This is a genomic window from Pararhizobium qamdonense (genome assembly GCF_029277445.1).
Taxonomy (GTDB): domain Bacteria; phylum Pseudomonadota; class Alphaproteobacteria; order Rhizobiales; family Rhizobiaceae; genus Pararhizobium; species Pararhizobium qamdonense.
The window spans coordinates 1943350-1961358 of sequence record NZ_CP119566.1 but is presented as its reverse complement, the minus strand read 5'-3'; the positions used below and the strand labels follow the sequence as shown (position 1 = coordinate 1961358).

Genomic DNA, 18009 nt, shown 5'->3' with positions numbered 1-18009 from the left:
GGCGTAGAGACATGTCCGATCGTTCCAACACCAAGCCGGAGACCGGCGCTTTCTTCCAGCGCGACCGCGCCTGGCATGCCCCGGCCCTGACGCCGGGCTACAAGACCTCGGTGCTGCGCTCCCCGCAAAAGGCGCTGCTGTCGCTGGACGGCACGATCTCCGAGATCACCGGGCCGGTCTTTGGCCATTCCCTGCTCGGCGAACTCGATAACGACCTCATCCACAATTTCGCCAAGCCCGGCGAAAGCGCCATCGGCGAACGCATCATCGTCCATGGCCGCGTGCTGGACGAGCGCGGCCATCCCGTTGCGGGAGCGCTGCTGGAATTCTGGCAGGCCAATGCCGGCGGCCGCTATCGCCATAAAAAGGAAAGCTATCTCGCCGCGCTCGACCCCAATTTTGGCGGGTGCGGCCGCACGATTACCGGTGAGGACGGCACCTACCGCTTCCGCACCGTCCGGCCCGGCGCCTATCCCTGGCCGAACGGCGTCAACGACTGGCGCCCGGCCCATATTCATTTCTCCATCTTCGGCCATGGCTTTGCCCAGCGGCTGATCACCCAGATGTATTTCGAGGGCGATCCGATGATCTGGAAGTGTCCGATCGTCACGACCATCCCGGACAAACGCGCCATCGAACAGCTGATCGCACCGCTGGACTGGGGCAATACCATCCCCATGGACGCGCGTGCCTACAAGTTCGACATCGTCCTGCGCGGCCGACGCTCGACGCTGTTTGAAAACCGGATGGAGGGCAACTGATGGTCCAGGATCTCGGCTACCTGAAGGAATCGCCGTCGCAGACCGCCGGCCCCTACGTCCATATCGGCTGCACGCCGAATTTCGCTGGAATTACCGGCGTCTACGACACCGATCTGGGCAGCGCCATGGTCAACGGCCGCACGCTCGGCGAACGCATCACGGTGCGCGGGCGGGTGATCGATGGCGCAGGCACACCGCTCAAAGACGCGCTCGTCGAAATCTGGCAGGCCGACGCTGCAGGGTTCTATAACAGCCCCTCGGAACTGCGCGGCACCGCCGATCCGAATTTCACCGGCTGGGGCCGCTGTCCGACCAGCCCCGACGACGGCATCTTCACCTTCGACACCATCAAGCCCGGCCGCGTCCCCTACAAGGACGGACGCAGGATGGCTCCGCATATCACAGTCTGGATCGTCGCCCGGGGCATCAATACCGGCCTGCACACCCGCCTGTATTTTGGCGACGAACAGGACGCCAATGCGGAAGATCCGCTGCTTGCCCGCATCGAACACCGCCAGCGCGCCGCAACTCTTGTCGCGCCGCGCGAAGGATCGGTTTATACATTCGACATCCATCTGCAGGGCGAGAAGGAAACCGTGTTCCTCGATATCTAGAGCCTTGCTCGATCAATGAGGTTTCAAGCAGCGGCCCCCACCCTTTGACCAAGGACAGACATGACCGCTTCGCCCTTCGACCATCCCTATCTCTCAGGCCTTCTCGGCGACACGGAAATCTCCGCGTTCTTCTCGGCGGAAGCGGATATCCGCGCGATGCTGTCCTTCGAGGCAGCGTTAGCGCAAGCGCAGGCGGATCACGCTGTCGTCTCAAAAGAAACGTCTCTTCGCATCGCCGAAGTCTGCGCCACATTTCAACCCGACGTCCTGGCGCTGCGCCACGCAGTGGCGACGGACGGCGTAGTCATCCCCGAACTGGTCCGGCAACTGCGCAAGGCAATCGGCGGTGAAGCGGCAGACAAGGTTCATTTCGGCGCCACCAGCCAGGATGTCATCGACACCAGCCTGATGCTGCGGCTGAAGGCCGCTTCGAATATACTGTCCAAGCGGCTGGCGAACCTTATCGGTTCGTTCGATCACCTGGTGGGCACTGAGGGCGCCAACCGCCTGATGGGCCACACCCGGATGCAGGCCGCCATCCCGATCACCGTCGCTGATCGCATTTCCTCCTGGTCTTCGCCGCTGACCAATTATCGCGACAGGCTGGATCAGCTGCAAAAAACCGCGTTCCCGATCCAATTCGGCGGAGCCGCCGGAACGCTTGAAAAACTGGACGGCAAGGCATCGGCCGTACGATCGGCACTCGCCGAAAGCCTCAAGCTCTCCAACCACCCGCAATGGCATTGTCAGCGCGCAACCATTGCCGACTTCGCCCATCTCCTGTCGCTGATCTCGGGCAGTCTTGGAAAATTCGGCCAGGATATCGCCCTGCTCGCTCAATCCGGCACCGAAATCGAACTTTCCGGTGGTGGCGGCTCCTCAGCCATGCCGCACAAGCAGAACCCGGTCGCGGCGGAAACGCTGGTCGCGCTCGCCCGCTTCAACGCCGTCCAGCTCTCCGGCATTCACCAGTCGATGGTGCATGAACAGGAACGCTCGGGCGCCGCCTGGACGCTCGAATGGATGATACTTCCGCATATGGTCATCGCCTGTGGCGCGAGTTTGCGTTTGGCTGGGGAGTTGACGGGCAAGATCGAGCGGCTTGGCAGCCGAAACAGTGGTCAGGGGTGACCAGGACAGACATTTTCCAGCGCACGGCCTGCACCTCCACCGCCACCGCTATCCGGGAACAATGGCGGGCACCTTGTCCCGGTAAACGGGCGAAGGGATATACGGCAAACTCCGTCATCCCCTCTCCCCGCAAGCGGGGAGAGGGTTAGGGTGAGGGGCAACCGCCCCCATGAAGATTATTACGAAACCCGCCTCAGTTCGTCTTGTTCTTGAACGGCTTGCGCTTGACGCCTTCGGTGCCGGGCTTGTCGAACTTCGGCTTGTCAAACTTGGGCTTGTCGAATTTCGGCTTGTCGAAAGCCGGCTTGCCGGCGGCCTTCTTCGTCCAGGGTTTGCTGTCGGTCTTTTCAGCCGGGCGGTTGTCGGCGGCGAAATCAGGCTTGCCCTCAAACTTGCGCTTCGGCTTGCCGTCGCCCTTGTAGTCCGGCTTGGCCGGATAGGGCTTCTTGCCGGCAAAACCGCCGGAAAGGTTCGGCATGCCGTCAAGCTGCGTCACGGTAATGCCCTTTTCGAGCGCCCGCTTCGGGCCGATCGCCTCCACGAAACGGTCAACCCATTCGCGCGCGATCTCGACATAGGTTTCTTCAGTCTGCATCTTGATCGCACCGATTTCCTGCTTGGTGATCTTGCCGATGCGGCACAGCATCGGGATCAGCCAGCGCGGCTCGACATTCTGCTTGCGGCCGGCCGAAAGCGAGAACCAGACGCTATCGCCGAAATCGCCACGCGGCGCCCTTGGTTCGCTGCGGTCCGGACGGTCGCCACGGTCGGGGCGGTCACTGGAGGGTGTGTAGGATGGTGTATCCATCAGATCTTCCGGCGCGGAACGGCCGGCACGGGCCTGGCGCAGGAACGCGGCGGCAACCTGTTCGGCACCGTGCTTTTCCAGCAGTTCGCGGATGAAATCGGCCTCATCAGGCGTGATCGCTTCAGTCAGCGCCGGATCGGCCAGAACCCGCTCGTCATCGCGGCGGCTGACCTCGTCGGCCGAAGGCGGACGGCCCCAGTCGGCATTGATATTGGCATCGCGCAGCAGGCGTTCGGCCTTGCGGCGCGCGCTGTTGGGCACGATCAGCGCGCTGACGCCCTTGCGTCCGGCGCGGCCGGTGCGGCCGCTGCGGTGCAGCAGCGTATCGGGATTGGTCGGCAGATCGGCATGGACGACCAGTTCGAGACCCGGCAGATCGATGCCGCGCGCGGCAACGTCGGTGGCGATGCAGACACGGGCGCGTCCGTCGCGCATCGCCTGCAGCGCATGGGTGCGCTCGTTCTGGCTGAGTTCGCCGGACATCGCAACGACGGAGAAACCGCGATTGTTGAAGCGTGCGGTCAGATGGTTGACGGCAGCGCGCGTCGAGCAGAACACCAGGGCGTTCTTGGCTTCATAGAAGCGCAGAACGTTGATGATCGCGTTCTCGCGGTCGGATGGCGCAACGGTCAGCGCCCGGTATTCGATGTCGAGATGCTGCTTCTGCTCGGCCTGCGTGGTGATGCGCACGGCGTCGCGCTGATAACTTTTCGCCAGGTTGGCGATCGAGCGCGGCACGGTTGCCGAAAACATCAGGGTACGGCGTTCGGCCGGCGCTGCCTCGAGGATGAATTCGAGATCTTCGCGGAAACCGAGATCGAGCATCTCGTCGGCCTCGTCGAGAACGACAGCCTTCAGCTTCGTCATATCCAGACCGCTGCGGCGGATATGGTCGCAGAGACGGCCGGGCGTACCGACGACGATATGGGCGCCGCGATCGAGCGCGCGCCGTTCGCTGCGCATGTCCATGCCCCCAACGCAGGAGGCGACAGTCGCGCCGGTCAGTTCATAGAGCCATTCCAGTTCGCGCTTGACCTGCAAGGCCAGTTCGCGGGTCGGTGCAACGGCAAGCGCCAGCGGCGCGCCGGCCTGGCCGAACCGGTCCTTGCCGTCGAGCAGCGTCGAGGCGAGCGCCAGGCCGAAGGCGACGGTCTTGCCCGAGCCGGTCTGTGCCGAGACCAGCGCATCCCTGCCTTCCAGTTCAGGACCCAACACGGCCTTCTGAACCGGCGTCAACTCGGAATAACCGCGCTTGCTCAATGCCTGGGCGATCGCCGGAGCGATGCCGTCTAACTCTACCATATGCTTATCTTTCGGAATTCGGATGTCATGCGCTTCTCGGTCGATGAGTGTAAGCGCAGTCTCCGCAGCCGGCACGTCGCCAGCCAATACATGCGCGCCCTCATACTGCGCTTAAGGACAATTGTACAGAGCATCACGATACCGCAGTGCAAAAACGCGCGAAACCGCAAGTCTGTCCGGGCATGGACATGGCAAAACGGCATGCGTCCGTGTTGGACGCATGCCGTTCAGTCTGGAAACAAAAGCGTCAGAGGAAGGCTCGGCTCAACTGGTCAGCCGCGGCGTATGCACGACCTTATTGAAGAGGATCTTCATCGCCCCCTCCAGGTTCTGCGACGGCGGCACTTCGAAATAGAAGCCGGGAGACGCACATTCCTGCATCTTCGTGCCGATCGTCGTCTGGAACGGCTTGATCCACTGGTTGTACCAGTCATTGTTCGGAAGCGGCAGATAGGTCGTGTAGAGAACCGCGATCTTGATCCCGCGCGCCTTCAAGGCCGTGCAGCTTTTCGTATCGATCGGCTCCTGGCAGCGGCTGCCGCTCAGTTTCGCCGTGCAACCCTTCGGCTTGTAGCTATCGCCGACGCCATCGGAGACGAAGAAGACGAACTTTTCCGGGCTGGTTGCCGTCAGACCGGTGCCGACGGCGGTAATTTCGTCGCCGATCTTCTTCAGCGCATTGTCGAAGTCGGTCTGCTGGTCGTTATTGTAGCCCTGCTTGGGAATGCTCATCAGCTTGATGCCCTCGGCAGTCTTCTTCACCTTGGAGAGATCGCCGGTCAAACCCTCCACCTTGAACAGCTTTGTATCCATCGCGGTCTCACCGAACGTGTAGGTGGCCATGCGGAACTGATCGGGATAGCTTTGCTGGGCTTCGGCTTCCTTGGTCAGTTCCACCACAGCCTTCGCCACCGCATCGATACGGATGGAGATGCCGTTCGCCTTGGCGACGGCATAATTGCTTCCGGTGTCGACCACGCCTTTTTCCGAGACGATATGACAGGCGAATGCACAATTCCTTGAGCCGGAATCGGCAACGTTCTTCGTCGCCTTGATCATCTTTTCGATATCGGCGGTCGTGGAGGCCACGCCCATCGACGGCGTATTGTCGAGCAGCAGGTAGAAATCCATGAAGGACTCGGATTGAAACACCGCATTGGCGCTGCCTGAAACGGTAATCGAATCCTTGCCGAGAACGCGCAGGAACGAGGTCTTCAAGGTCGCCTGATAGGTGAGGTTGGCCTTGATGTCCTTGCCAGCCTTGGTGACCTTCACCTGGACGAGATCAAGCTTCACATCCTGGGAGAAGTTGTCCTCGCTGTCGGTCCCCTGTTCCTTCGTGGATTTCTTGTTGCTTTTCATTTGGGCATCGAAGAAAAACTTGGCTTCCGCCTCGCTGATCGACACGCGGCCATCATTGGTCATGCCGACGGCCTGCGTGACACCGGCAGATTTTTCCGAAATCGCTGCGAGCACCGCACCATCGGCCGCAATCTGCAGCCTCGATCTCAGCTCCATCGCACGGCTGAAATCGACAGCCATCCCGGCAGCGCCCAGAATGGGGACGATGGCAATGGCACCCAGGATACCGAAATTGCCCGCGCGATCGGAAAAAAACGTCTTCAAAATGCCCACTGCCGTTCCCCTTGTCTGCACCAGATCCCGCTGGCGGAGAGGTATTCCTCAGGAGTTAGACAGTATTGATGAATCTCTAAATGGAGGTAAAAAGCGGTAGTTAATCGAGTCGTAATGAATCAAAGCATTAGTTTAACGAAAAGCTGGCGAAAACAGCCAATGTTCAATCCGAACGCAAATCTAATGTGTTGCCGACCGTACCAAGACTCAACCAAGTAAAAAGAATACACAGCTCAACAATATACACTAATAGATATACATTAAATAAAAGCTACAATCATAGATTTAGTCACTTCTCAATTAGAAGTAACCAAGATCTTTCATTGCAATCTTTCAGTCCGTGAAATCTAGAAAAACTGCGTCTATCCGCGCGCCTCTCACCAAGCTGAAACTTCGGCCTTGGCCCCCGTTGAAAACAGCCGCGACAGGGCATCGACAAGCTTCGCCCTGAACCCGGCATCGCCGCTGAGATCGCCGCCGAATACTTCCGTGAGGCTCAGCAACGCTACGACGATCTCTTCGGGATCATCCAGGCCTTGCGTCATTGCGGCGATGCGCCCGGCCAGAGGATCGCGAACGTCGATCGCCTGTCGCGCCTCATCAAGCCCGCGCGCGTAAACCATCCAGGCGGCAACCCCGAGCACCAGACGGTCATAGGACGCCCCTGCCCGCATGCGGTCGCGGATTGTTGCGAGCAGCCGTTGCGGCAGTTTTTGCGATCCGTCCATGGCGATCTGCCAGGTGCGATGGCGTAGCGACGGATTGTTGAAGCGGGCGATCAGCGCATCGCGATACGCAGACAGATCAAACCCCGCAAGCGCCGGCAGCGTCGGCGAGACCTCGTCGCGCATCAGCCCTTCGATCAGCGGCTGCATGCCCGGCAGAGCCATGGCCTGCGCCACGGTTTCAGCCCCGGCCAGATAGCCGAGATAGGCCAATGTCGAATGGCTGCCGTTGAGAAGCCGCAACTTCATCGTCTCGAAAGCCGAAACCTCGGGCACGAAGACCGCACCCGCCGCCTCCCATTGCGGCCGCCCCAGCGGAAAATCATCCTCGATCACCCATTGCCGGAACGGCTCGGTGACGACAGGCCAGGCATCCTCGACGCCGAGTGCTAATGCAATCGCAGCGCGGTCACTCTCCGCCGTTGCCGGCACGATCCGGTCGATCATGGTGGATGGGCAGGCGACACCGCCAACGAAGACCGCCAGCCCCGGATCGCGCAATTCCGCAAAGCGGCTGACAACACGTTTCAAGACATCGCCGTTGGACGGAAGATTGTCGCAGGACAAAAGCGTAAAGGCTTCGACGCCCGCCGCCTGCCTGAGAGCCAGTGCCTCGACGATGAAGCCGACGGCCGATCTCGGTTTTCCCGGATTTTGCAGGTCGTGGAGAACGTCCGGATGGGTTTCATCCAGCGTGCCCGTCGCCGGATTGTGGCAATAGCCCTTTTCGGTGACCGTCAAAGACACGATCCGGGTCGCCGGATCAGCCATCCGCACCAGAACAGTCTGTGGGTCCTCCGGCGCAACAAGGGTTTCGACAACGCTGCCGATGATCCGCAGCGTCTCGCCCAAGCCATCCTGAACCTTCAGCGTGTAAAGCCCGTCCTGCGGCTGAAGCGCATCTCGGGTATCGGCACTGCGCAGCGAAACGCCGCAAATCCCCCAGGAGGGGTCGCGTGCCAAAACCTCGTCGGTAAACACCGCCTGATGGGCACGGTGAAAGGCGCCGATGCCCAGATGCACGATCCCGACCGTCACCTTGCCCCCGTCATAACCCGGTCTTGCGATTGTTTCCGGCAGATGCGGCAGGGTTGCGTTGGATAATCTGGTCATGATGCGGGCTGCTGTTTGGCGCGGGCGACGATCTGCGAGGGATTGACGAATTGCAGCGCCAGGATCAGCCAGAACAGCGTCGTCACCATGTAGATCACCGCCATGGCGTCGATCGACTGCCCGGCCCTGACGCCGGAGGCAAACACGGCGTAATAGAGCGAAACCACCAGCGTCTGGCTTGTTGGTCCGGCGATGAGAAAGGTCAGCTCGAACATCGCGATGGTGCGCACCAGCACCAGAAGCAGCGCCGCCAGCATGCCGGGCAGCAAAAGCGGCAAGAGGATGCGCAGAAACAGGCTGCCGGTCCCGGCCCCGAAGACGCGCGCCGCCGCCTCGATGCGCGGATCGATCTGCTCGATGAAGGGGATCATCACCAGAACGACGAAGGGCAGCGAGGGCACGAGATTGATCAGCACGACGCCCCAGAAGGAGCCGCCAAGACCAAGCTGGTAAAGCACGGTGGCCAGCGGAATGCCGTAGGTCAGCGGCGGAATGAGCAAAGGCAGAAGGAACAGCAGCACGACGACGCGCTTGCCCGGAAAATCCCGCCGCGCCAGCGCATAGGCCGTGGTTACCCCAAGCACCCCGGAAATCAGCACCACCGTGAAGACGATCTGGAAGGTCACGAGCACGACGCTCGACAGCTGGAATTCCTTCCAGGCGCTGAAATACCATTTCGTCGTCAGGCCGATCGGCAGCCAGGTGCCGAGCCAGCGCGTGGCAAAGGAATTCACCACCACGGCGGCAATCACGCCGATGAGGTTGAGAATGAACAGGCCGGCAACCGCCCAGACGGCAAAACGCCAGATTTTCGATACGAGGCCCTGATCACGGATCATAGCGGCTTCTCCTGGAAGAATGAGGGATCGGGCGCAGGATGTGTCACGATCGTCATCCCTTCGTCCCCCCGGTCGGCCCGCGATAGAAAAACGAGCGCGCGCCCAAAACGATCAGCACCACGACCAGCTCCACCGCCCCCATGACCATCGCAATCGCCGTTCCCAGCGAATGGTCATATTGCTCGAAGGCTGCTTGATAGGCGGCAATCGAGATCACCCGCGTCGGGCCTGCCGGAGCACCGAGCAGCACGGCTGAGGGAAAGACCGCAAAGGCCTGCACGAAAGCCAGACAGAAGGTGACGGCAAGTCCCGGCACCAGAAGCGGCAGGAAGACTTTCATGAACCGCTGGCGGGCATTGGCGCCGAGCGTTGCGGCGGCCTGTTCGATCGCCGGGTCGATGCCGGTCACGTAGGACAGCGTCAAAAGGAAAGCGAAGGGAAAGCCGGTGATGACCAGCGAGGCAAACACGCCCCAATAGTTGTTGGTCAGCTTCATCGGCGCATCCAGAAGACCGATCAGCACCAGCACGCGGTTGAACCAGCCCTGCGGCCCCAGAAACGTCAAAAGCCCGTCGGCCACGAACACCGTGCCGAGCGTGATCGGCAGCACCAGGATCGTGGTCAGCAGCCTTTGGCGCGTCATCAGCCGGACGCGAAATGCGATCGGCACGGCAAAGGCGAGATTGACGATCGTGACCGGCAGCGCCAGCCAGAGCGTCGAGGCAATCGTGCGGTACTGGAAAGGGTCGCTGAAGAAGGTGACGTAATTGGCATACCAGGGGCCTTCCTTCGGCATGACCGAATCGGCAAGTCCGTAGAGGAACGGATAGATGAACAGCCCGAGCATGACCGCAAGCCCCGGCAGGATCAGCAGCGTCGTGCCGTCGAAACCGCGCGCAGCAAGCCGGTAGCGAAGCGACGGCGTGCTCATGCGCCCGTTCCCTTGAACAGCAGCGCCCGGCCCGGCGCCGGCTGCAATGTCGCTTGCGCGCCGCGCGGCAAAGCCTGTTCGGCGCGAAAATAGAGATCGGACCCATCCGCCGACTTGGCGAGCCCGAAAAAGGCCCGGCCGCGATATTCCATGTTGACGACGGTGGCGGGCACGCCGCTGCCATCCTCGACGGCGACGAGGTCTTCCGGCCGCACCGACAGCACCGCCGCATTGCCGATGGCAAGCGGCTCGCGCATCGTGCCTGTCAGCTGCGCTCCGGCCACTTCGATCCGGGCTTCCTCCCCCGACACAGCCGTCACCCGGCCCTTGATGCGCGTGCGAAAACCCATGAAATCGGCGACGTCGATATGATTGGGGCGCTGGTAGAGATCCTGCGGCGAGCCGATCTGCATGATCCGGCCCTGGTTCATCACCACGATCCGGTCGGCCAGCGACAGTGCCTCGTCCTGATCATGCGTCACGTAAATGGTCGTCGAGCCGATCTGATCGTGGATGCCGCGGATTTCGGCGCGCATCTCAAGCCGCAGCTTGGCATCGAGATTGGACAGCGGCTCGTCCATCAAGACGACAGGCGGCCGGATGACGATGGCGCGGGCAATCGCCACGCGCTGCTGCTGTCCGCCCGACAGCTGACCCGGCAGCTTGTCGATCTGGCTTTCCAGCCGCACGAGCGCCAGCGCCTGTTCGATGCGCCGGTCGGCCTCCGCACCGCCAATGCCCTGCATGGTCAGCCCGAAACCGACATTGCGGCGCACGCTCATATGCGGAAACAGGGCATAGCTCTGGAACACCATGCCAAAGCCGCGCTTTTCCGGCTCCAGCTGGTCAATGCGTTTTCCCCCCAGCCGGATTTCGCCGCCCGACAGGGCGAGAAGTCCCGCGACACAATTCAGCGCCGTCGATTTGCCGCAACCGGATGGCCCCAGAAGCGCGATGAATTCGCCGGGCTCGATGGCAAGATCGATGCCGTCAAGCGCTGTATAGGCGCCAAACGAACGGCGCAGGCCATCAAGCTCGAGGCGGGCCGTCTGTTTGGGCGAAAGCACCGCCGCTGCGGTCTGAACCGGCAAATTCAAGGTCGTCTCCTTCAAGTCTCGTGCAACGGCAAGGGGCATGTATGGATGGGGCAAAGCCTGGGTTTGCCACGCCACTGTCAGTCCGTGATATCTCCCCCTCAATGGGGGAGATCATTTCGTTTGCGCATTTGCCCGGAGCGTCCAGGCAAATTACCAAGGCGCTAGCGCTCAGCCCTTGGATGCGCCGATCTGCTCGTCCCAGATGCGGAACGCATCGACGATCCTTGCAGGGTCCAGCGGCACTTCCAGCGGATTGTTGGCGATCCAGTCGGCATATTCCGGACGGCCGAACTCCTTGATGGCGTCCTGGCTTTCCTGTGGCGCCATGTCGATCGTCACGTCCTTCACCGCCGGGCCCGGATAGAAATAGCCCTGGTCATAGGCGATTGCCTGCTGCTGTGGCTGCAGCATGAAGTTGATGATATCGAGCAGGACAGCGACCTTCTCCTCGGACACGCCCTTGGGAATGACGGCGTAATGGGCGTCCGTCACCCAGTGGAAACCGTCGAGCTTGCCGACCTTGGCCTCGGCCGGAACGATGCCGAGCGCACGCGGGTTGATATCCCAGCCGGTCGTCGAGACGACGATGTCGCGGGTGCCCTCGCCCAGTTCCTTCATCACCTGCGTCGTGCCGGTGCCGTAATATTCGATATTTTCACCCATGGCCTTCAGATAGTCCCAGGTCTTTGCCCAGCCATTGACCGGATCGTGCGGATCGCTGTCGCCGAGAATATAGGGAAGCCCCATCAGGAAGGTGCGGCCGGGACCGGAATTGGCCGGACGGGCGTACATGAACTTGTTGGGATTGGCCTTTGACCAGTCCAGCAGTTCCTGAGCCGTCGTTGGCGGCGTCGCCACCCGGTCCGGCATATATTCGATCAGCGGTCCCGATGGATAATAGGTGACGACGACGCCCTGGTCCTTGGCGAGCGCCTGCATCTTGAACGCCTGCGGCAACAGAATGCTTTCCAGGTTGGGCAGCTCGCCCTTATGGGCTGACAGATCGACCCAGAGCCCCTGGTCCAGACCGGCCGCAAGCACGTCGGTTCCGGTCAGCACGAGGTCGATATCGACCTTGCCGGCAGCCTGCTGCGCCTTCAGCTTGGCGGGCAGTTCCGGTGCCGGGGCCTTGGTGAAGGCAAAGCTCGATACCCATTCCGGCTTGGCCGCCGCATAGGCCTCCAGCATGCCCTGTGTCAAAGCCAGATTGCCGGCAACATCGACCACGGTGATCGCGACCGGGCTTGCCGGCGCCTTGATCTGTGCAAAAAGCCGGCCGGGCAAAAGGCCAAGCCCCGTCAAGCCGGCAACTCCGCCGACAAAAGTCCTGCGCGTAACGTTCATGTCGTTCTCCTCCCTTGTTGTGCAGCGGGCGCCTCCTGCGCCGCCCGTCTGCCAGATAGTCACAGTCGATAGGCTCTCTTTGCCAGCCCGTAGGCGAGTTCGTGCGCCAGACCGGATGCCTCTTCCTCGTCAAGGCGGTGGTCTGCCACGAGCCGGGCGAGATAGGCGCAGTCCACCCGCCGCGCCATGTCGTGGCGGGCCGGGATCGACAGATAGGCGCGGGTGTCGTCGTTGAACCCGACCGTGTTGTAGAACCCGGCGGTCTCCGTCGTTGTCTCACGGTAGCGGCGCATGCCTTCCGGGCTGTCGAAAAACCACCAGGCGGGGCCAAGCTTGAGCGCCGGATAATGGCCGGCAAGCGGCGCAAGCTCGCGCGAATAGGCGGTTTCATCGAGCGTGAAGAGGATGACCGTCAGCTCCGGATCATTGCCGGCAACGTCGAGCAACGGCTTCAAAGCCTGCACATAGCTGGTGGCAGAGGGAATATCCGCCCCCTTGTCGGGACCGAAATCCGCAAACAGCGACGGATTATGGTTGCGGTATGACCCAGGATGGATCTGCATCACCAGCCCATCATCTCGGCTCATCCGCGCCATTTCCGTCAACATCTGCCCCCGGAAGGCATCGGCCTCTCCCGCGTCCGCCCGGCCGGCCAACACTGTGTCGAACAACCGCGCCGCCTCGTCTGGCGCAAGATTCTCGGTGCGGGCGGTGGCATGGCCATGATCGGTGGCCGTGGCCCCGCGCGCCTTGAAGAAGGCACGCCGCGCCCGGTGCGCATTCAGATAGCCGGCAAACGTCGCCTGCTCCCCGGTCATGCCCAGGAACCGCTCGAGGTTTCCGGCAAATCCTGATGCCTGCGGATCGACCACCGCATCCGGCCGATAGGTCGGCACCACGCGCCCATGCCACCCCGAAGCGCGTACGGCATCATGATGGCTGAGATCATCAAGCGCGCTGTCGGTGGTGGCGATCACTTCCATATTGAAGCGGTCAAACAGCGCACGCGGCCGCATCTGCGGCGTTGGGATAGCCGCTTCGATCTGGTCGAACAGGGCATCGGCGGTTTCAATTGACAGGCGCTCGGTAATCCCGAATACGGTCTCCATCGAATGCTCGAACCAGATGCGCGTCGGCGTTCCCGCAAACAGATGAAAATGCCTGGCAAACAGCCGCCATATCGTGCGCGGGTCCGTCTCGACCGCCGCACCGTCACGCCGCGCAACACCGAGATCCTCCAGCCGCACACCCTGCGAATAAAGCATGCGCGTCGCATAGTGATCGGGCGTGATGAACAGCGCCGCCGGGTCTGGAAACGGCTTGTCTTGCGCATACCAGGACGGGTCCGTATGGCCATGCGGCGATACGATCGGCAGTGACTGAACCGTCTGATAAAGCTGCCTTGCGATCGCCCGCGTACCGGGGTCGGCAGGAAACAGCCTGTCGGGGTGCAATGCCATTCCTTGTCGCTCCTCCCGCTTCACGTCTTGGCAACGTTGAGAAACTGATATACTAGTATTCACAACAGTGTCAACGCTTCGAGAGCTTTCATGTCATCAGCGCCCCTCAGCACCATCGCCGCGTCCCGCATCGCAGAGCCGTCCGCTGCAAAGCTTCGGCGCGTCACGGCGGGATCGGCGATCTATGACCGGCTGCACGCGGCCATCTCCTCTTTGCAGATGCCGCCCGGCATGCCACTGCAGGAAAAGCGGATTGCCGAGGAGTTCGGCGTCAGCCGCACCCCGGTGCGCGAAGCGCTGCTGCGGCTGGCCGAAGCCGGGCTTGTCGACATCTTCCCGCAGTCGGGCACCTTCGTGTCGCTGGTTCCGGTCTCAGCCATTCCCGAGGCGGTGGTGATCCGCAAGTCGCTGGAGGGAACGACGGTGGAATCGGCGACAGCGATTGCCACGCAAACCGACATTGCCAAGCTGGACGCGATCATCGCCCGCCAGCGCCTGCATGCCGCCCATAACGAGACCTCGCTTTTCCACGAGCAGGACGAGGCCTTTCACGAGACGATCGCCGGGATCGCCGGCTATCCCGGCATCTGGGCCATCTTGAAGACAGTGAAGATCCAGATCGACCGCGCCCGCCGCCTGACCTTGCCGGCGCTTGGACGCATGGAAAGCGTGATCGAAGAGCATGTGACGATCCGCAATGCCATCGCCGCCCATGACGTTGATGGCGCCCGCGCGGCCATGATGCACCATCTGAGCGCCGTCATCCCCGATGTCGCCGAATTGCGGGTCATGCACCCCGATTATTTTTGCTGAACACCAAGAAACTGAATAAAACCGGAGGAAGAAGCAGGCATGCGTCAGGGATGGAGATGGTTCGGGCCGGATGCACCGGTGACGCTGGATGATGTGCGCCAGACCGGGGCGACCAATATCGTCTCGGCGCTGCACCATGTGCCGATCGGGCGCGCCTGGACGCAGAGCGAGGTGCGCGAGCGCCAAAACCTCATCGAAACCACGCCCGCCGGGCGCTCGCCGCTCACCTGGTCGGTCGTCGAAAGCATCCCCATCCCCGATGCCGTCAAGCGCACGGGCGGCAAGGCCAAAGCCGAGATCGACGCCTGGATTGCCAGCCTCGAGGCGGTCGCCGCCTGCGGCATCAAGATCATCTGCTACAATTTCATGCCGGTGGTCGACTGGACGCGCACCGAACTGGATTTCGTCACTCCGACCGGTGCCACCGCCATGCGCTTCGACCACGAGCGCTTTGCCGCCTTCGACCTGTTCGTGCTGAAGCGACAGGGCGCCGAAAACGACTATTCGGACGAAGACCGTGAACGCGCCAAAACCGTGTTCGAGGCGATGCCGGAAGAAGAGATGGCGGAGATCACCCGTATCATCACCTCGGCCCTGCCCGGCTCCACCACCGAACCGATGACGGTTCCCGGATTTCGCGAACGGCTCGCCGCCTATAGAGGGGTCGATGCCAGCCGCTTCCGCCAGCATCTGGTCGAATTTCTTGAAGCCGTGACCCCCGCCGCAGAAGCGCTCGGCGTCAAGCTGACCCTGCATCCAGACGATCCGCCACGCCCGCTCTTCGGCCTGCCCCGCATCGCCTCGACCGCCGACGATTACGCCGCCCTGTTTGACGCCGTGCCCTCACAAGCCAACGGCATGTGCTTTTGCACCGGCAGCCTTGGCGTGCGCGAAGACAACGACCTGCCGGCCATTGCCCGGCGCTTTGCCGGCCGCATCCATTTCGCCCATCTGCGCGCCACGGCACGGGAAAAGGACGGCCGCAGCTTCCACGAAAGCGCCCATCTGGAGGGCGATGTCGATATGGTCGCGGTGCTGAAGGAACTCGTCACCGAAGACCGCCGCCGCTCAGGCGAAAACACCATCGTCTTCCGCTCCGACCACGGCCACCGCATGCTCGACGACCTCGAAAAAACCGTCACCCCCGGCTACCCCGCCATAGGCCGCCTCCGCGGCCTGGCCGAACTGCGCGGGATCCTGCATGCGCTTGGTGCGAAGCCGGGGTGAGTTGGAGGCTATGACGGGAGATGGGGCGGGAGGCCCCATGTAAGTCGGTTAGATATTGTAATTGCTAGTTTTATCACGTCAATTTGGGTGTGGCATCAACACTGATGCCAACATATATTGGGCTGCTGGGGCTTCTGTAGACATTTCCCAAGTCACGTGAGTATGTTTGCAGAGTAACTCCACGAGGGCGACGATTGAGCAAAGCTGGCGATCATCACTACGTGCCCCAGTTCCACTTGGGTAAGTGGAGAGATCAACAGGGCAAAATCAGCCGGTGGGGGCGCATCCCGTTCCACAACAAGCTCGTCTGCAAACCGGTCACCACCGCTGCCACCGCATACGTCCCCGGCCTGTACTCGCTCACTCATGTTAGCGACGAAGAGGCACAGCAAATTGAAATCAAGCTGTTCGGGAAAATCGAAACAGCAGCGAAGCCGGTTTTGGACAAACTCATTGGCAAAGGGCCTGCCAAGCTGTCGCTTGAAGAGCGATACTGGTGGACCATCTACCTTAACGCCTCACTGTTGCGCGTCCCTCATATCGTGGAGATGGTCACAGCGAGAGTGCAAGAGCACATAGCTCAAGACCTGTCCCAACCGATCCCTGAGTTCGACGCGGTGAAAAGCGATAGTGCAGAAAACACGCTGTACGAGTGGGCTTCTAAGCACGCGCCTGCCCGTGTCGCCAATTCGGGACTGAAGGTCCTGGTTGATCTGATCCAAAGCGAAAAGGCCATTGACCGTATCATTCATCTGCGCTGGCTCGTCAAAGACGTCTCAGTAGGACCGAGGCGGTTGCTCCTCGGGGACAATCCCTTCGAACGAGTTGGCGACCTCTACAAGCCACGCACCACCATCTCGATACCGTTGTCTCCGACGCACCTTTTCATCGCCAGTGATGCGCCGGATGTCATCGACCACTTTGCCCGGATGCCCGCTCGCGATGTGGTCAAGGCGAACAACCAATCGTCCCTCATCAACGCGAAGAAGTTCGTTTATGGAGGTGCGGAGCGTGACTTTATCGAGCGTTATCTACCTAGGCACGCATAGCACGCGGCTGTAGGTGCAGGCAGATTCAATCGCAGCCCCAAAAGCATATTCAATTATTTGGGAGACGACTGTGGGCGGTATAGACAAATATGGTGGGCCCGGAGGGACTCGAACCCCCAACCAAGCGGTTATGAGCCGCCGGCTCTAACCATTGAGCTACAGGCCCTTCCGGAGGTGTCCGGGGTGCCGCGGGCCAATGGCAGGCCGCGGGTGGGATTGGCTCTAGCGGAAAACTGATTTTCCCACAAGACGTTGCCGCAATCCCTACACAATCAATCCGCAATAAGGTGGCAGGGACGAAACACAACTGGAGAGAAACTGTCCATGACATCCACCTATTTGCCCCGCAGCCTCAAGATCGCCGTTCTGGCCGCCGCTTTTGCGGGGATTGCCGGGGCTTCGGCCTTTGCGCAGGATACCGCCACGCCGCGCGAAGCCGTGATCACCGTATCGGGCGAAGGCCGCGCCAGCGTTGCTCCGGATCTGGCGATCCTGTCGTTCAGCGTCGTCAAGGATGCCAAGACTGCAAAAGAAGCGCTCGACGCCAATAACAAGGCGATGGCCGATGTGCTGAACGCGCTGAAAACATCCGGCATTGCCGATCGCGACCTGCAGACCTCCGGTTTCGCTGTCAATCCGCAATACCAGTATCCGGACAATAGCGACGGCGGCAACCGCCAGCCGGTGCTGACGGGATACCAGGTGGCCAATTCGCTGACCATCAAGGTGCGCGACCTTGCCAAGCTCGGCGAGATCATTGATCAGTCGGTAACGCTCGGCGTCAACCAGGGCGGTTCGATCCAGTTTTCCAACGACAAGCCGGAAGCAACGATCACCGAAGCCCGCAAATCGGCGGTGACGGATGCCGTTGCCAAGGCCAAGGTCCTGTCGGAAGCCGCCGGCGTTTCGATCGGCCGTATTGTTGAAATTTCAGAGAACTCATCCCGGCCCGAACCAATGCCGATGATGCGCGCCATGGCAAAGGAATATGCCGCCGATGCCGTGCCGATCGCCACGGGAGAAAACAGCTATAACGTCACCGTCAACGTCACCTTCGCGATCAAGCAAGAATAGCCCACTGCCAACAACCGTGGACGATCAAATCCCGCTTCGGCGGGATTTTTTTTATGGGCTTGATGGGAGTGGCGACACAGCCTGCG

At 61.3% G+C, this 18009-nt stretch carries 15 protein-coding genes and 1 tRNA gene; 7 read left to right on the top strand and 9 right to left on the bottom strand.

Annotated features, from left to right (window positions below):
- Nucleotides 1–11 precede the first annotated feature (11 nt).
- The 3 genes from pcaH to PYR65_RS09475 are packed head-to-tail and all read left to right on the top strand — an operon-like array spanning nucleotide 12 to nucleotide 2506.
- Nucleotides 12–761 carry a protocatechuate 3,4-dioxygenase subunit beta gene (pcaH, locus tag PYR65_RS09485; RefSeq protein WP_276120790.1) on the top strand — a complete coding sequence of 250 codons (750 nt, stop codon included), beginning with the start codon at nucleotides 12–14 and terminating at the stop codon, nucleotides 759–761.
- Nucleotides 761–1375: a protocatechuate 3,4-dioxygenase subunit alpha gene (gene pcaG, locus PYR65_RS09480; RefSeq protein ID WP_276120789.1), complete on the top strand. Its 615-nt coding sequence runs from the start codon at nucleotides 761–763 to the stop codon at nucleotides 1373–1375. Before pcaH ends, pcaG begins: the two co-directional genes overlap by 1 nt.
- A 60-nt stretch (nucleotides 1376–1435) precedes the next feature.
- Nucleotides 1436–2506: a 3-carboxy-cis,cis-muconate cycloisomerase gene (locus PYR65_RS09475; RefSeq protein ID WP_276120788.1), complete on the top strand. Its 1071-nt coding sequence runs from the start codon at nucleotides 1436–1438 to the stop codon at nucleotides 2504–2506.
- 193 nt (nucleotides 2507–2699) lie between these two features.
- On the opposite strand, the gene PYR65_RS09470 is transcribed toward PYR65_RS09475, so the two are convergent.
- The 8 genes from PYR65_RS09470 to uxaC all read right to left on the bottom strand — a co-directional run bounded on the left by PYR65_RS09470 (nucleotide 2700) and on the right by uxaC (nucleotide 13760).
- The gene (locus tag PYR65_RS09470; RefSeq protein WP_276120787.1) at nucleotides 2700–4616 is read right to left on the bottom strand and encodes a DEAD/DEAH box helicase; all 1917 of its coding nucleotides are present in this window, start codon (nucleotides 4614–4616) and stop codon (nucleotides 2700–2702) included.
- 264 nt (nucleotides 4617–4880) lie between these two features.
- Nucleotides 4881–6242, bottom strand: a complete 1362-nt coding sequence (locus PYR65_RS09465) for a Tad domain-containing protein (RefSeq protein ID WP_276121016.1) — start codon at nucleotides 6240–6242, stop codon at nucleotides 4881–4883.
- Between the two features lie 386 nt (nucleotides 6243–6628).
- A complete protein-coding gene (locus PYR65_RS09460) occupies nucleotides 6629–8089 on the bottom strand; it encodes a mannitol dehydrogenase family protein (protein ID WP_276120786.1) in 1461 nt (486 codons plus the stop codon).
- The gene (locus PYR65_RS09455; RefSeq protein ID WP_276120785.1) at nucleotides 8086–8928 is read right to left on the bottom strand and encodes an ABC transporter permease; all 843 of its coding nucleotides are present in this window, start codon (nucleotides 8926–8928) and stop codon (nucleotides 8086–8088) included. The genes PYR65_RS09460 and PYR65_RS09455 overlap by 4 nt, the downstream gene beginning before the upstream one ends.
- A gap of 52 nt (nucleotides 8929–8980) precedes the next feature.
- Nucleotides 8981–9859, bottom strand: a complete 879-nt coding sequence (locus PYR65_RS09450) for an ABC transporter permease (RefSeq protein ID WP_276120784.1) — start codon at nucleotides 9857–9859, stop codon at nucleotides 8981–8983.
- The gene (locus PYR65_RS09445; RefSeq protein ID WP_276120783.1) at nucleotides 9856–10956 is read right to left on the bottom strand and encodes an ABC transporter ATP-binding protein; all 1101 of its coding nucleotides are present in this window, start codon (nucleotides 10954–10956) and stop codon (nucleotides 9856–9858) included. The genes PYR65_RS09450 and PYR65_RS09445 overlap by 4 nt, the downstream gene beginning before the upstream one ends.
- 168 nt (nucleotides 10957–11124) lie before the next feature.
- On the bottom strand, nucleotides 11125–12300 hold the full coding sequence (locus PYR65_RS09440; RefSeq protein WP_276120782.1) for an ABC transporter substrate-binding protein: 1176 nt from the start codon (nucleotides 12298–12300) through the stop codon (nucleotides 11125–11127).
- Nucleotides 12301–12359: 59 nt separating this feature from the next.
- Nucleotides 12360–13760 (bottom strand): glucuronate isomerase, encoded by a 1401-nt coding sequence (gene uxaC, locus PYR65_RS09435; RefSeq protein ID WP_276120781.1) that lies wholly within the window; start codon nucleotides 13758–13760, stop codon nucleotides 12360–12362.
- A gap of 90 nt (nucleotides 13761–13850) precedes the next feature.
- Between uxaC and PYR65_RS09430 the strand changes: the two genes are divergently transcribed.
- From PYR65_RS09430 to PYR65_RS09420, 3 genes are all read left to right on the top strand, one after another.
- Complete coding sequence (locus PYR65_RS09430) at nucleotides 13851–14573, top strand: GntR family transcriptional regulator (RefSeq protein ID WP_276120780.1); 723 nt, start codon at nucleotides 13851–13853, stop codon at nucleotides 14571–14573.
- A 39-nt stretch (nucleotides 14574–14612) separates the two neighbouring features.
- Complete coding sequence (gene uxuA / locus PYR65_RS09425) at nucleotides 14613–15800, top strand: mannonate dehydratase (protein WP_276120779.1); 1188 nt, start codon at nucleotides 14613–14615, stop codon at nucleotides 15798–15800.
- 194 nt (nucleotides 15801–15994) lie between these two features.
- Nucleotides 15995–16849, top strand: a complete 855-nt coding sequence (locus PYR65_RS09420; RefSeq protein ID WP_276120778.1) for a DUF4238 domain-containing protein — start codon at nucleotides 15995–15997, stop codon at nucleotides 16847–16849.
- Nucleotides 16850–16939: 90 nt separating this feature from the next.
- Here the strand turns inward: PYR65_RS09420 and PYR65_RS09415 are convergent.
- Nucleotides 16940–17015 (bottom strand) — tRNA-Ile (locus tag PYR65_RS09415).
- 158 nt (nucleotides 17016–17173) lie between these two features.
- Between PYR65_RS09415 and PYR65_RS09410 the strand changes: the two genes are divergently transcribed.
- Nucleotides 17174–17923 carry an SIMPL domain-containing protein gene (locus tag PYR65_RS09410; RefSeq protein ID WP_276120777.1) on the top strand — a complete coding sequence of 250 codons (750 nt, stop codon included), beginning with the start codon at nucleotides 17174–17176 and terminating at the stop codon, nucleotides 17921–17923.
- Nucleotides 17924–18009 lie beyond the last annotated feature (86 nt).